The sequence below is a fragment of the Bradyrhizobium sp. Unk1 genome, assembly GCF_059512345.1.
Genome location: NZ_JCAMOP010000083.1, coordinates 1 through 13738, shown reverse-complemented (window position 1 = coordinate 13738; position 13738 = coordinate 1). Strand labels below are relative to the sequence as shown.

7 protein-coding genes and 5 pseudogenes are annotated in these 13738 nt (G+C 60.3%); 8 read left to right on the top strand and 4 right to left on the bottom strand.

What is annotated here, in order from left to right; genetic code table 11:
* Positions 1–212: 212 nt before the first annotated feature.
* Together AC5ZFO_RS45655 and AC5ZFO_RS45650 are read left to right on the top strand one after the other, a co-directional pair.
* Positions 213–797: pseudogene (locus AC5ZFO_RS45655) on the top strand (DUF932 domain-containing protein); the annotation flags it as partial.
* Positions 798–955: 158 nt separating this feature from the next.
* Positions 956–1099 (top strand): hypothetical protein, encoded by a 144-nt coding sequence (locus AC5ZFO_RS45650; protein WP_282525818.1) that lies wholly within the window; start codon positions 956–958, stop codon positions 1097–1099.
* Between the two features lie 389 nt (positions 1100–1488).
* On the opposite strand, the gene AC5ZFO_RS45645 is transcribed toward AC5ZFO_RS45650, so the two are convergent.
* The gene (locus AC5ZFO_RS45645; RefSeq protein ID WP_282525817.1) at positions 1489–1713 is read right to left on the bottom strand and encodes a hypothetical protein; all 225 of its coding nucleotides are present in this window, start codon (positions 1711–1713) and stop codon (positions 1489–1491) included.
* 643 nt (positions 1714–2356) lie between these two features.
* Between AC5ZFO_RS45645 and AC5ZFO_RS45640 the strand changes: the two are divergent.
* A pseudogene (locus AC5ZFO_RS45640) lies at positions 2357–2446 on the top strand (DUF736 domain-containing protein); the annotation flags it as partial.
* A 137-nt stretch (positions 2447–2583) separates the two neighbouring features.
* On the opposite strand, the gene AC5ZFO_RS45635 reads toward AC5ZFO_RS45640, so the two are convergent.
* Complete coding sequence (locus AC5ZFO_RS45635; RefSeq protein WP_496123963.1) at positions 2584–3906, bottom strand: DUF3422 family protein; 1323 nt, start codon at positions 3904–3906, stop codon at positions 2584–2586.
* A 939-nt stretch (positions 3907–4845) separates the two neighbouring features.
* Here AC5ZFO_RS45635 and AC5ZFO_RS45630 point away from each other — a divergent pair.
* From AC5ZFO_RS45630 to AC5ZFO_RS45620, 3 genes and pseudogenes are all read left to right on the top strand, one after another.
* A complete protein-coding gene (locus tag AC5ZFO_RS45630; protein WP_282525776.1) occupies positions 4846–5001 on the top strand; it encodes a hypothetical protein in 156 nt (51 codons plus the stop codon).
* Between the two features lie 587 nt (positions 5002–5588).
* A pseudogene (locus AC5ZFO_RS45625) lies at positions 5589–5816 on the top strand (ribbon-helix-helix domain-containing protein); the annotation flags it as partial.
* A gap of 1138 nt (positions 5817–6954) precedes the next feature.
* The gene (locus tag AC5ZFO_RS45620) at positions 6955–7410 is read left to right on the top strand and encodes a hypothetical protein (RefSeq protein WP_496123964.1); all 456 of its coding nucleotides are present in this window, start codon (positions 6955–6957) and stop codon (positions 7408–7410) included.
* A 135-nt stretch (positions 7411–7545) separates the two neighbouring features.
* Here the strand turns inward: AC5ZFO_RS45620 and AC5ZFO_RS45615 are convergent.
* Positions 7546–8432: pseudogene (locus tag AC5ZFO_RS45615) on the bottom strand (IS110 family RNA-guided transposase); the annotation flags it as partial.
* A 769-nt stretch (positions 8433–9201) separates the two neighbouring features.
* Between AC5ZFO_RS45615 and AC5ZFO_RS45610 the strand changes: the two are divergent.
* The gene (locus AC5ZFO_RS45610) at positions 9202–11664 is read left to right on the top strand and encodes an NEL-type E3 ubiquitin ligase domain-containing protein (protein WP_496123962.1); all 2463 of its coding nucleotides are present in this window, start codon (positions 9202–9204) and stop codon (positions 11662–11664) included.
* 368 nt (positions 11665–12032) lie between these two features.
* Here the strand turns inward: AC5ZFO_RS45610 and AC5ZFO_RS45605 are convergent.
* A pseudogene (locus tag AC5ZFO_RS45605) lies at positions 12033–12870 on the bottom strand (hypothetical protein).
* On the opposite strand from AC5ZFO_RS45605, the gene AC5ZFO_RS45600 reads away from it, so the two are divergent.
* Positions 12869–13657 carry a transposase gene (locus AC5ZFO_RS45600; RefSeq protein ID WP_496123961.1) on the top strand — a complete coding sequence of 263 codons (789 nt, stop codon included), beginning with the start codon at positions 12869–12871 and terminating at the stop codon, positions 13655–13657. The pseudogene AC5ZFO_RS45605 and the gene AC5ZFO_RS45600 sit on opposite strands and share 2 nt — an antisense overlap.
* The last annotated feature ends 81 nt before the right edge of the window (positions 13658–13738 follow it).

Below are 13738 nucleotides of genomic sequence, written 5' to 3'. Positions count from 1 at the left end.
AACGGCTCAGCATCGTCCCAATACGAAGGCCATCCGTCAAATCGCGGGCGACAACGTGCGCGGAAAATCGCGCTTACCGCTGAGGCTCAGGCAATGGTGGACATACTCGATTGCGTGAAACCCAATCTCGGGCCGAAGGAGGCACGGAAGATCGCTGCACGCATACGCGCTCTTCTAGGGGCGCCGCGTGAGTGCCAACCGGTTCGGGTGGGATCACCCAAGACACGACGACGCTCTACGCCTCCGACCGCGACGTCTTCCTGTTCCTGGTCGACGACCTCAACCCGATCGAGGCCGGCCGACTACGTGACGGCTCGCCGGACCTCTACTTCCGCGGCTTCTACTGCTGGAATTCCGAGGTGGGCGAGAAGACGCTCGGGATGGCGAGCTTCTATCTCCGCGCCACCGCAATCTCTGAGGCGTCGAGGATTTCGAGGAGATCACCATTCGTCACTCCAAACACGCCGCCTCACGCTTTGCCCACGAGGCGGCGCCGGCGCCGGCCAGCTTTGCCAATTCCTCACCGATGCCCTTCGCCAACGGCATCAGGGCGGCGCGAGAAACGATCGTTGCCCGCACGGACGACGGCCGCAGCGAGTTTCTGCGCAAGCGCGGCTTCTCGAAGAGTGAGACAACGAAGATCATCAAAAGGGTGCTGTCCGAAGAAGAGCGCAAGCCCGAGAGCGTGTTCGATTTCGTTCAAGGCATCACGGGCGGTTGCGCGGTGCAAGACCCATCAGGACGCGCGGCTTGATCTCGAGGCGCGCGCGAAGAAGCTGCTCGACCGGGCAGCCTGATACCCGGAAATCCAAGCCGTGGGGACACACTTCGATGGAAGAGTACGCAGCCTACATGCTCGAGCCTGATGGGCATATTGTGCAGCGCGTAAATATCATCCGCGCAGACGAGGACACGGCGAAAAAACGAGCCCAGCAACTCGCGGAGGATTGTGCTGTTGAGCTTTGGCAGGACGCATGCAAGATCGCTGAATAGGACCACCATCTCGCGCGTGCTGATGGATTACTTCCAGGCGCAGGGCATGAACGCCCGCGCGCTCGACACGCAAACGTCGAACGGCGTGCTGAACTGGTCGACATAACAACGCTGGATCGCAAGATGCGCGTCTTCGACACGCTGAACAGTTCGGCCGTGACGGTGCTGGATCTTACCGCCGGGCCTTCTGACGCCGACGATCGCGACGCGAACTTCCTAGCATGCAGCCATGACGATCAGCGGCGTCGATGGGGCGTCCTGTGCTATCTTTCTGCAGGTACCCCGAGAGCTACGCCGCGCGCGCGTTTTCGTCCTGAGGATGGATCATTTCGCCGAAAATCACCGTTTGAGGTCGCTAGGCTCGGACTGTGTCCGCCTCAGCGCGGGCACGCATCAGAAGCCCCAGCCGCGCCAGCCCCGGCTGGGGCTTTTTCGTGCACCCGGACATGGCGATCGGCCATACCGCGCCGATCGTCACTGGATCAAGGTGTCGGTTCAGTTCGATCGTCGTTCCTTCTTCTCCCTCAGCCATTCGAGGGGCACCAGAAGTTTGATCACTTCCGGATCGACCGGATCGTGCTCGACAAGGATCGGCGGCAGTGCCGGCGGCGTGATCGTCAAGGCCGCATCAAGCGCGGCTTGTTTCAGAGTGGATCCGGTGATTGGCTTGCCTTCAAGGCTAACGATCACGTCGGCCTTGATGACCGCGGCCGTCTCCATGAGGCGAGCTCGTTGTTCCGATGTCAGTTTGCCATCCGTCAGTTCTTCTCCCGATGCGCCCTACGCGTCTGTGAGACCCGACGATGGGCTTCAAGGTTAGCTAGACCGTAAACCTTCTCCGTAACCTTTGATCCTTCGGCGTGCCATCAGCTTCCGAAGGTCATCCGTCGCACCGCCGGCGGCGGGGGTCGAGAGTTTCGGCTCGCGTCGATGAGGCCATCGCCGCCAGCGCGTCCAGTTCGGCGCCCTTGTCCAGCGACGTCCCGGTGATCCGGTCCAGGTCGGGGCCAAGTCGTCTTGCCCGGGTAGCGTCCAGTTCGATAGGACCGCTGGGACTTGCCAGTCCGCTTCGCGGTATCCGGCGAAACAGCCGCAAACTTTGCGCCCTTTTTTCCGCCGCGCCCGGTCGCGGGCTATAGCGCCACATATGGAATCGCCCTGATGGCGGTGCCTTCACCAATCTGGCAGACGATATTTGCTGTCGTGGGCGCCATTGCCATCAGCATTACAGCGTTCATCCGCTTCACGGGAATGGCCTCACCCGGGCCTGGGCATCGCCTCGACGGGCGGGACTGGACCAGATATCCGCAATTCTCGCGGTCCTCATCGTCGAAATTCGAACGAGAGCGGGCTGGCCGTTGAAGCTCCGATCTTCGTCAACCTCTTCGCCGACGAGGAAGGTGAGGGCTTCAGCCCGATCTGGTCCCGTCCCAGCCGTCGCAACGGCGACTGACCCGATCCACAATGCCTCGCCCGGCTGGTCCGGGCGGGGCATTACCTTGCGCAGAAGCCGGCCGCGATCTTGCTGCAACGTCGCACCCCGACCATGCGAGCTTCGCAGGACGGATGAACCGATTCTCTCAAGGAGCATTAGTCGCAAGTAACCGAGGGCGCGTCGTCGTGCTTGAGGTGTCGCTTTCGGACATTGTAACTCACCAGCCAGATCACGCCGACCGCGATCGGCACGAAGGCTGCGGTCAGGAACGAGGGCTCTACGCGCAGTCCGACATCATGCGCGCCCTTGGCAAGATAGCTAAACAGGCTGACAACATAATATCCTATCGCCCCGACCGACAATCCTTCGACCGTGCACTGCAGCCGAAGTTGCTGTCTCGCGCGCTCGTTGATAGCCTGCAACAGGTCACGATTCTGTCGTTCGATTTCGACGTCGACCCGGGTTCGCAACAGATCGGCGGCACGCGCGAGCTTGACCGACAGAGTCGCCTGACGATCCTCCACAGTTGCGCAGGTTCGCATCGCCGGCGCCATGCGGCGTGCCAGAAACGACGACCAGGTTGGATAGCCCGAGACATCGTTGCCTTCAATGATGGATAGTCGCGATTGGACCAGCTCGTTATAGGCCCTGCTGGCGCCGAATCGAAACAGGCTGCCGGTCGCGCCTCTTTCGAAGGATGCGGCCAGCGCCGTCAGCTCGGCAAGCAGATGGTTGTTGAACTGCAGCCCCTTACCGCTTTGCATTTTCTCGAGCGCCTCGACAAGACGGCGGTCGATGCGATCAACAGATGGTGCAAGCTCGAGGGCCGCCGACAGGCCAAGCAGCGCCAATGGACGGTAGGTCTCGATTTCTAGGAGCCGTTGCACCAGCGCTCCGAGATCGTGCGACGTCAACCCGAGGTCGCAGACGAGGATTTTCGTAAAGCCTCTTTTGTCTACGCGGAAGTCGGAGGCCGCAACGCCCGCGCCGCTCTTTGTGGCAACCATGGCCAGGCTGTTCTTATCAAAAATCTGTTCGGCCCGCCTGGTCGGCGAGGCGTCCTGCTCCACTTCTAGCCTGATCGCGACCAGCAACTGTCCGGTCTGACGCAACGCGCGAATCAGCGATCGGACGGTACCATCAACTTTGTCAAATTGGTCTGCGGCAGAACAATTTGCGTTAGTCCAGATCCAGGTGAATGTTGTAAATTCCGAATGCTGCTCCCAGCGTAGCGTAGCGGGTCCGATGACAATCTGATGAAGTTTCGCCGATTGCTCAGGCGGCTTAAGATTGCGCTCGAGGCAAAAATCGATAAAACGGCAGCGATCGCTTGTGGCCGCCTCGCCCTGTGCAAGAAAAGCCAAGTGGATCACGCTGAAGGGCGAAACAAGGCGCGTGAATGGGCGCGCGTGCACTTCGCCAAGCACAGCGTCGCGTTGCGGATGTGGCGTGAAGGTTCGCAGATCTAGTTCATCGATCACGTAATGACGCCTCGCTTCAGGGTGAGCAGGCAACCGTCAGCCTTGACGCGGGAGGCAATGGCGGTGCTGGGAAACGGTTGCGCGCGGCTAGGTTGCTGGTCGAGTCATGTCGACGATCACTGCCGAGGCCGCCTTGAACTCGGGAAAGAGGTCTTGCGGGAGGAAGGTCAGGCCAGGCAGATTGAGATGGAGCCGCCTCATCCAGCTTTCGAATGACGCCATCAACGTATGGTCCGGTGTCTATGGCAAAATGCCGGCATTGTGGCTCAATAGGTGTAGCGGTGCGCCAGCAAGCCGTTCCGCGACCTTGGCGGTGGCGCGCGGCTCCGTTCGACGAATGCCTAGATTTACGTGGACATGGTTGTTTGTCTCCGAATCCCACCGACATCGCCCGCCACCGAAGGGGTGCCGCGTGCAAGTGAAGATACGCCGGCCCTCTTCTGAAAGCAGTTTTCCGGTGGCATGACCGATGGCGCGCGAGGCCGTGGCAAGCAGGAACTCTTCCGTTCTCCCAGCGTGGTACAGACAAACGACCTCCGGTGCGGCAACCGCATTGTCGATTGACGGATCGAGGCCCAAACTCGACTCCCATCTTGTTGCCGTCGCCAAACTTCCTGGCGCCGAGAGCCGGTGCAGGATTTGGGCCAGCACTGTAGAAGGGGCACTCTCGCTTCTTTTTTGCGCAATGTGGCTTTCGAAGACAGTCGGAGGCGGGTTTCAGACATGAGCACGCTTGTATTCTGACAGAATGCGCACGTGGCACAGGCCACAGGGAAGGGTCTGTTTTCGGCAAGGTGATCGCTCGCCCGGCCGCTGCCATTGTTTGAGCGGCCACGCTCTGCTTGGATTTGTCGATACAAAGCCATGCGACTGACCGCGCCCGGACCCCCGGGGGCAAGGCTCGGCGATGGGCTGATAACGTCACGTCGAGTGAGGTTGACTGGATCACGCAGCTACGGCCGCATTCACATCGAGAAGATCAATTACCCGTTTCTGTCGAAGAATGGCTGCAAGGCCACCGGGCCCGAATTCGGCGCCGGCTGGCTCGAGCTGCACGAGAGCGGGACTTACGTGCGGCTAAAAGACAGTTGATCAGATGTAAGCGAAAACGGCCTCGCGCATCCCCGGGCTGGCACCGAATGCTGAGGCCGTTCGGCGCCAGCGAATCAAAACGCGCGCACTGCCAGTTTTTCCCAACTTAAAGTGGTCGGGGCACTAACAAATGTTGGTTGAAGTCTCTTTGCCGCGTCAGTCGAAGGCAATGCCTAGACCGCGTTCCTTTCGCCAGACGATGTGACATGGTCGCCTGAAATTAGGACATCCAGATTGCCAGATTTTCCCGATATGTAACGCCTTGGTTAACGAAGCCGTTTTGACGAGGTCTCGAAACGCTCCGGAAACAGACCGCGCTCACTCTGAACTTTGGAATTAAGAGGGGAGTCCCAAATGATTACACTCAAAGTGGTTGCATCTGCGCTTGGTGTCGGAATTCTGTTTTCGATCTTTTCGGGAGGCTTCGGCGCAGATGTCGTTCTGGCGGTGGTCGCGTGCCTGACATAAGGCTCCCAGCCTGCGGCGGAAAGGACGTTGGCTCGCCGCCTGCTAGCGCGCAGGCTTCACGTAAATGATGATTGCAATAACGGCAGCGAGCGCAAAGCCATCGAGCGCCAGGAACAGCGATGAAATCGCCCGTCGCGAAACGATCCATCCTCGTCGGCGGCCATAAGACCAGCGTCAGCCTGGAAGAGGCATTCTGGACGGCTGTGAAAGAGATTTCCCGCCAGCGCGATATGTCGCTATCGGATCTAGCCAGTGAGATCGAGCGCAACCTGCAGCATGGTAATCTGTCGTCTGCCATACGCGTCTACGTCCTCGGCTACTTCAAGAACCGCGCGGCTGACGCGATCACCCAGAAGGACCATGGGATACTCCGATACGACAAGGGCGGAGAAACGGCCCCGGCTGCAGGGGGCAAGGGGGATAGGCCGGAGCCGCTCCGTCCCCCTGGCTTGTCGCGCAAGAAAGGGCGCCAGCTCGAAGGGGGATGAGCCGGGGACTAGAGGTTATCCTCAATGAGGTCTTCAGGCGCGTCCTGCGGCCTCATTTAGCACCTTCTTTTCGCCGCCGCGTTGGACGCGATGGGCGACGATGATTTTGTCAGATACTTGCATCAAGCGCGGAATTGCCTGGATGAGGCTGAAAAGGCGACCCTCGAGGTCGACAGGAAGGCGTGGCTGAAGCTTGGGCAGGAATGGATGGAGATGGCGCGCAGAGCTCAACGACAAAGGCTCTCTGAGCATTGAGGCCACGCGGGTCTCTCCGGCGGCGACCAGAGTTCAATTTTAGGAACTTGTCATGGACGACCCTGCCAAGTGCTGCAGCCTCCAACGCGTGCCGCTGAGACGCCAAAAGCTTGGAATTCGCGCTCACGATCATCGGCCCGACCCGCTGCGGGTGGTCAAGAACAGCTTCTCTTCCGCGGTCTTTGCGAGCACGGCACTTGTGGTGCGGTCGAGTTCCTTGGCAATCAGCTTGAGCGGCAAGGTACCCGCAACGGCGTTCAGTCTGCCAACTTCCTCTTTCGTTCAGTCCCGCTTCCAACGCGGCATTTCGCTTCATCTGCAATACAATTCCCAGAACGCTACCTGGGGGAGAGCAATGAGGAAACAACATTGTCTAACTGGGCTGCGTCAAAGGAGCCTTTTTCCGCATGAGACCGTTTTTCCGCCTCAGCCAATTTAGTTTTGCACGCTTTCGGCGCGGACACAGAACGCGCCAAAAGTGCGAAAATTCCTTTCGACTTTTAGCTCTCACTTCCATCTCCGCGCTATCAGAGAACGATCGTAGATCACGACGAGAAAGGTCGCATTGTTCGATCTGCACCGCCGGAGCCCGCGTTGCCGCCGCCCGGCGCTTCACACGGACTTAATCTGGGCTGAAAATGAAAATGGGATTTCCAGACCTGCTAGCGAGATTACATTCCGCGATGGAGACCGCGCGTATACCGCGCGTATATCTCCATCCTGTTGGAAGAGTCTGCGCACGATGACTGCGTTCTGGCGCTCGCAATACTCGCTTGTTTCGAAATCGACGAGCCCGAGATCGGCAACGGTGGCCTTGGATTTGCTAGCCATTTGCCTGCTCCTTAGTGGTCGAGGAGCAGGTGTTTCGATTCATGTATGCGTCGAGATCGGACTTCTTGTATCGAACCGCTCGGCCAATGCGTGTGAAGAGCGTGCCGATGGGTGTAACCCCATCGCCATCCTTCGTCCGCAGCAATCTCTTTTCGGGCGAGATGCCGACATGCGGTTCGTGCCGACCAAGACGGTCGAGCAACAGAGCTGTCTGATGCTTCACCGGGCGCGCCATCTCTTCATCCGCCAGCAGACTGCCGTGATCAATTCAATCCGTCTGGCCGAGGTCGGAATTGTCGCCCCGGAGGGAGCGGTGAGCCTATCTAGATACGCGTCGTTCGTCAGATGGCGCCCACTGGGCGGGTAACGGCTTCACCGGATCCACCGTCCCGGCAACGGGACTTCGGGCACCGGGCTTCAGTTCATCCCGGTTGCGTTCTTGATGTCCTCCACGTTTTCTACGCTGCGATCGGCTCAGCTTCAGCCCATCGGTAAGTTGTGAGATCCGATGCAGGATCACTGCGAGCTTACGTGCGAGGGCGACCTTGCGCGCTTCGAACCTCGCCGCTTGGCGACGTCCATCCCCCAACGCTTGAGTTTTGAGAACCGCGTTATGCGCGATAGCAGAACGTTGGCAGCCTCATACAACACCGTGCGCACTATCTCGTCTCCGGCCAGCGTGATTCCGCCCGTGACAACTTTTTCTCCTGATTGGTATTCTTCGGCGTGAGCCCGAACAGCGCGCCCGCCGCCTTCGATTTTACGATGCGACGAGGATCATCAATCGCCGTTTTGTAGGTAACCGCACCAGGGGACCAACGCCCGGCACTGTCATGAGCCGGCGACAAACCGCATCGTCACGCACAATTGCCAGCACAACCTTGTGTGGCCTTCCGTACTCCGCCTTCAAGGCCGATCGTGCCGAAGCATCGCTGACGCGATGCACTCCAATGTCGCTTGTTCCGCAACTAACTCTCGGATCCGCACTTCAAAATTCCTCCGCGTCACCGGGCCAACCTTCAGCCCAAAGCCACGCAAGATCCCGCGGATACTCAACTCCACGTCGATCAGCCCGAGAAGCTGTTTGCGTGCGATCAGGAGGGCCCGGATCTCCTGCGCATCGACCGACTTTGCGTGCACCGGCCGGAACCATCCCATCCGGATCAACTGAGCGATCCCGCGCGCATCTTTGCGATCAGTCTCCACCGTCATCGCAGACAATGCGGCCTTTACATGCCGCGTTTCCAGCAGAACCGTTTCGAATCCTGCACCTTTCAGGCCCGCATGCAGCCATTGCGACAGCGGCCCAGCCTCCAGCCCGATCCGCTTCACTGCAAAGCCAAGCGTCTCGAAAAATTCAACCAAGGCGTCGGGTTCGCTCGCGACCTGCGACGCAGAACCTGGAAGACCAGCTCAACGTCTTCAATACGAAGACCACGCGGGCGCTGCGGCGGGCGGACGGGGCCGGAATCGCGACCGATCACCGCTGCGCACTTTTCCGGATCATGCTTTTTGGTGCTGTCGATGAGCCGGGCTGAGATCGACCGGGTGCATGTTCGGAGGCCTGCGGCACTGCTGTTGAAGAAGCGCGGCCAACCGCGCCGATCCGGCGATCGTACGGAGCGAGGCACTGGCGCTGATCAAGACTCATTACGTGGAGTTTGGTCCGACGCTTCAGAGAAGCTGGCGGAGCGGCATGGTTTGCATCTCAGCGTTGAGACGGTGCGGCGCTGGATGCTGGTGGACGGGATTTGGAAGGACCGCCGGCAGCGGTTGAAGCCTGGTGATTTCGAGGTGAGACGATGGACTTGACGCCACGCTGCGCACCGTCAAGCCAAGGTGATCTTTGCTGTCCGGCCTAGCTGGGCAGTGATCGGATTGCCGGATGCAGGGGGGAGGTGCAATCTGCTGAACTTGCTCTCGCGGAGTATGAGCACGTCTTCCTCGAGATCGACGCTGGCAAGGCTCAAGTCCGCGTAGCAGACATACGCAAGCTGTCACTGCAATGATCCATCCAGCAATAAGCGCTCCACGAAGGCCTTACAGGACAGTTACGATCATTCTGATTCCTTGTCAGCTTCTAGAAAGCTAAGCCTCTTAGCGAGAACGTGCTTATCCAGACCGGCGTTAGCTGCTCAGATCTGACAAGGAGAATGGGATGGATCCGTTCAATAACCTCAACCCATTCGAGACCCGTGTCGATCAGACGTACTGCGATGGGCGGCAACAGCAGCAGGCAGCAGACCAAGCCGGGTTTCAGCAGCACCTGAATGAGTTGCATCTTCACGGTCGCCTGCCCCCCAGTTCAATTAGCCTCGGCGAGCTCTGTGTTGCTTCGAACAGAGGTGCGGATCGTTTGGGAATGCCGCACGAGGATGTAGTCCGACAAGGCACCTCGCGGTCGCCGTCGGATTCGTTCGCCTGCTCTCAACGAGACGATCAGCATGCGCCTTTTGCGGCCGCGGATCGCGGTGGCCAGTTGCCGGATGGCAGTTTCAGTCTGACAGATGATTGGCACGCCATGGATTCAGCTGCCGATTGGCCGACGCATAGTGTCGATCAGGAGGAGCATTCGTGGGCGGAGGCCGGTGATGTAGCGCCGGAGTCGTCAACGTCCCCCGCAAATCATTCCGAGCAAAATTTGGGGGCAACGATTCTGGGCCGACAGCCCCGGCCGGACGATGGCAATACCTCTAGAGGAGGCCGCCGACTCACCCCGCCCGCAGCGCAGTGGACCATAGCCTTGCAAACGGGGGCTCCGGGCCGCGCAAGCGGTCCGACGGACCATGAAGACCTCGTCTTCAGGGAATCGCGGCTTGACCTGATCCTGGACAGGTGGGCCGAGGAGGAAGGGCGGTCGCAAGACGAGGACCGGGAAGAGGCTGTAAGACGAATAAAAGCCTGGAGTGAGGCAGGCGACGTCCATGCAGGGCTTGAGCTGTTAAATCTATCCCTGACGACACTGCCGGCCGCCCTTCCGCCTGGGCTTCGGTCGCTCGACGTGAGCGACAACGAGCTGGTGCACCTGCCTGACACCCTCCCGTCTGGACTGCGGACGCTCGGCGCCAGCGGCAACCGGTTGACCAGCCTGCCCGACACACTCCCTAACGGGCTTCAGTCACTTGCCATCGGGGGCAACAGGCTGACCAGTCTGCCTGAAAACCTTCCAGAGGGCCTTTTGACACTCGCGGTTGGCAGTAGCCGCTTGACGAGCCTGCCAGATACCCTGCCGGATGGGCTGCAGGACCTCGACGTCCGCGGCAACCGGTTGACCAGACTGCCCGACGCCCTCCCCACCGGACTTCAGTCACTTGCCGTCGGCGGCAATCGGTTGATCAGCCTTCCCAACACTCTCCCGCCTGAAATCCAAGAGCTCGAAGCCGATGGCAACCGGCTGACCAGCCTTCCCGACACTCTCCCCGTCGAACTCCAGGTGCTCTTTGCGCGCGACAACCAGCTGAACAGTTTGCCCGAGACCCTCCCCCCCGAGCTCCAGAGACTTCACGTCGGCGGCAATAGGCTGACCAGCTTACCCGAGGCCCTCCCGACCGAGCTCCAGGTGCTAGAGGCACGCAATAATCAGCTGAGCAGCCTGCCGCAGGCGCTGCTAACCCGGCTAGGTTTTGGGTGCATGGTTTATGTGGAGAATAATCCGCTGCCCGAGCAGGTGCGTACGAATTTGGCGGAAGCCCTGAATTCCCGGGGCTATGACGGCCCGCGGGTCTTCTTCTCGATGGGCGAGGGAACGACGGTGGATCAGGAACGGTCGCTGGCCGAGGTGGTAGCGGACTGGATGGACGAGGAGCCGGAGGTGATCGCCGCGTGGCAAAACTTCGCCGGCGAGGCGGGGGCGCCGGAATACGCGCTCTTCCTCGATAGGCTCCGGAACACCGTAAATTATGATAATCCTCATTTCCAGGAGGCCGTCGCCGAGGATCTGCAGCAGGCTGCGATCAGACCGCAATTGCGCGAGCAGTATTTTCAGTTGGCTTTCGGGGCGAGCGAGAGCTGCCAGGATCGCATCACTCTGACCTGGAACGGCATGCAGACCGCACGCCTGAACGCTGATGTCGAGGACGGGGCCTATGACGATCGGCTCGGCGAACTCATCCAGAAGGCCCGGGTCTTGTTCCGCCTGGGCGCACTCGAGCCGATTGCCCGTCAGAAGGTCAACTCACTCCAGTTCGTCGATGAGATCGAGGTCTATCTCGCCTATCAGGTCAAGCTACGTGACCGGCTGGACCTGCAGCTCATCGCTCCGGACATGCGGTTCTATGACATCTCGTACGTCACTGAGCTCGACCTCACCACAGCCGAGACGCAGGTGCGGAATGAGGAAGCGGCGGGGTTCGCCGACTTTCTGGCAACTCGCTGGCAGCCCTGGGAAACGGTGGTGAGCCGGATTGCCCCCGAAGCCCACGCAGAGACGCAGAACCGGCTCGCCGAGGCGATGGAGGGGGAGTTTCCGAGCCGGCTCGAGCAGCGACTCGCCGACCATGACCTGACCGGAAACAGCGATGCCGAGTTGCAGTTCGGAGCGCAGATTCGCGACGAGATCGCCCGCGAGATCAAGGGCGCACTGATGCGGCAGGTGCTCGCGGATCATGCGCTTGAGCTGTGAAGAGGCCGTCCACTCGGCGCGGATGCCGGCGCGCCGAACGGGCCGTTCGTTGAAGACGTTCTGTCGGCAGGATTAGGCACGTGGCAGGCACGAGGCGCGCTGCAGCTGCAATTCATCACCTTCGCAGCAACTGTTGGAAACCAGCATGGGCTGACAGCCCAATAGAGATAACCCTAGGAATGTCCCTGGTTCTGTTGAAATTCTGAAGAGGCCAGCGTTGTCCTGAACCACTAGGCTCGCGGTGGAGAGCAACGCCACGACGAGAGATATTACGCCGGCTGGTTCGGCGTCCACCGGCGCTCTGGACGAAGCCTTTGCAGAGGGCGGACGAGCTTCGACCGGTTCCGTGTTCTCCGGCTTTCCGGGTATCAGGCTGCGCGATCGAGCAGCTTCTTCGCGCGCGTCTCAAGATCGAGTCGTGCGTCCTGATGGGTCTTGCCGCGCGCAACCGCTGTGATGCCCTGCACGAAATCAAATACGCTCTCAGGCTTGCGCCCTTCCTCGGATAGCACCTTTTCGATGATCTTCGCTGTCTCGGTCTTCGAGAACCCGCGCTTGCGCAGGAATTCGTTGCGGTCGTCGTCGGTGCGGGCGACGATCTTTTGCCGTGCGGCTTTAATGCCGTTGACGAAGGGCAGTCGAGCACGCCAGGGATCTTCCAGCGTGTGTCGCCCGTGCCGTTGCCGGCGATGCGCCGAACGGCCGCCACGACTTCGTGGTCAAATATACGGCCATATTCGGGGCCCGTAACGGCGCGAAGCTCGACGCGACCGTCTTCGATCTCGAGCCTCTTCACCTGCTCGGCGGAATGGGAGGTCAGGCCGTACTGCAGATTGATGCCGGCCAGCGGTGCCGGAAGCTGCCGGAGGTAGGCCGCTGGCGCTCCGACCAGGCTGGCGAGTTGGCCGAAACTCCAGTGGGTCGGTGCAATCGGCGTGTCAGAGCCAGGCAGCACCAGAGCCAGGCGCTCGGCATCGTCGCGGCTGGCCTCAACCCGGATTGCAGCGCTCTCGACGGTTCGGGGCCGACTTCGCTCGGTCCGTCCAGCACTGCGGCATAGAGGTCCGACAGGGATAGATAGCGCTCGTCCGCTGGCCGCGAGAACCATTCCGACGATACTCGGCCGACGCGCGTCCCGCGTGTCACGTCCACCTTGTAGCCTCCGCCATGGTCGCGGCCGTCGCTCAAAACTTCGACTTGGGTCATGGGTCATCTCCACGACAGGCGCCGGAGGCCTCTCCTCCGTTTTTCGACCCGTCATGGCGAAGCCCGTCCGCCCTCTCACTCTGATGGGGACCTCAAGGCATTTCTGACCAAGGACACCTCCTACAAGGACGAGCTTCCAATCTTCGGGATTGGTCAGTGCAAGGGTGCGGGACGAATCCAGTTTTTTCACCCTCTCGGCCCTCGCGATCGACAGTACCTATCGCAGCGGACAGGATATACCTTTGCGCGCGAGCCGCTGATGTCTTGGTGCGAGGACAACCACGTGGATTATCTGTTCGGGGTCGCCCGCAACACGCGGCTGCTCGCCATGATCGCGGACGAACTGACGGCGGCCCGGGCTACGGCCGAGAAGACTGATCAACCCGCACGCCGCTTCAAGGACTTTCAGTGGAGCTTCAAAATGAACGCCTTCTGGGCGCCCGAAAACTTTGAGGCCTTCATCGTCGTCGCTCCTCCCAGCCGGGTGGATTTACGCAGCGCAAACTCTAGCCAAAAATGGTCCAGTTTGCCGGCCTCAGATCAGAGTTCGCCGCTTGCCGAGATCAAGCCTTCGTCACTGAAGGCTGGCGAGCGGGCGGTCCGGATGGTTTTGCATCACCGAGGCGAGTACGTTTCTCGGTCGAGTGCGGCGAGATCGGCTGCTGGGTGTCATTCGGCCTGCAACAATATTGACCCCCTAAGCCGGGGGATCGGTCCAAAATTGGCTCTGACGCATATGTGGAACGGCCCGGGCTGCAAGATCTTTCTCTGGTTGAACAAGGGATGACGGAGCGGTCATATGTTCGGCCTGTGAACGCGGCACCTGGCCGCTGGCCACGATGATATCCGCGGAAGCAATCGCCCAATC

Bases quoted from the DNA above. Each gene is read 5' to 3' on its own strand.
- AC5ZFO_RS45620 (WP_496123964.1), top strand. From the start codon at position 6,955: ATGACTGCGTTCTGGCGCTCGCAATACTCGCTTGTTTCGAAATCGACG.
- AC5ZFO_RS45645 (WP_282525817.1), bottom strand. From the start codon at position 1,713: ATGGAGACGGCCGCGGTCATCAAGGCCGACGTGATCGTTAGCCTTGAA.
- AC5ZFO_RS45610 (WP_496123962.1), top strand. From the start codon at position 9,202: ATGGATCCGTTCAATAACCTCAACCCATTCGAGACCCGTGTCGATCAG.
- AC5ZFO_RS45600 (WP_496123961.1), top strand. From the start codon at position 12,869: ATGGGTCATCTCCACGACAGGCGCCGGAGGCCTCTCCTCCGTTTTTCG.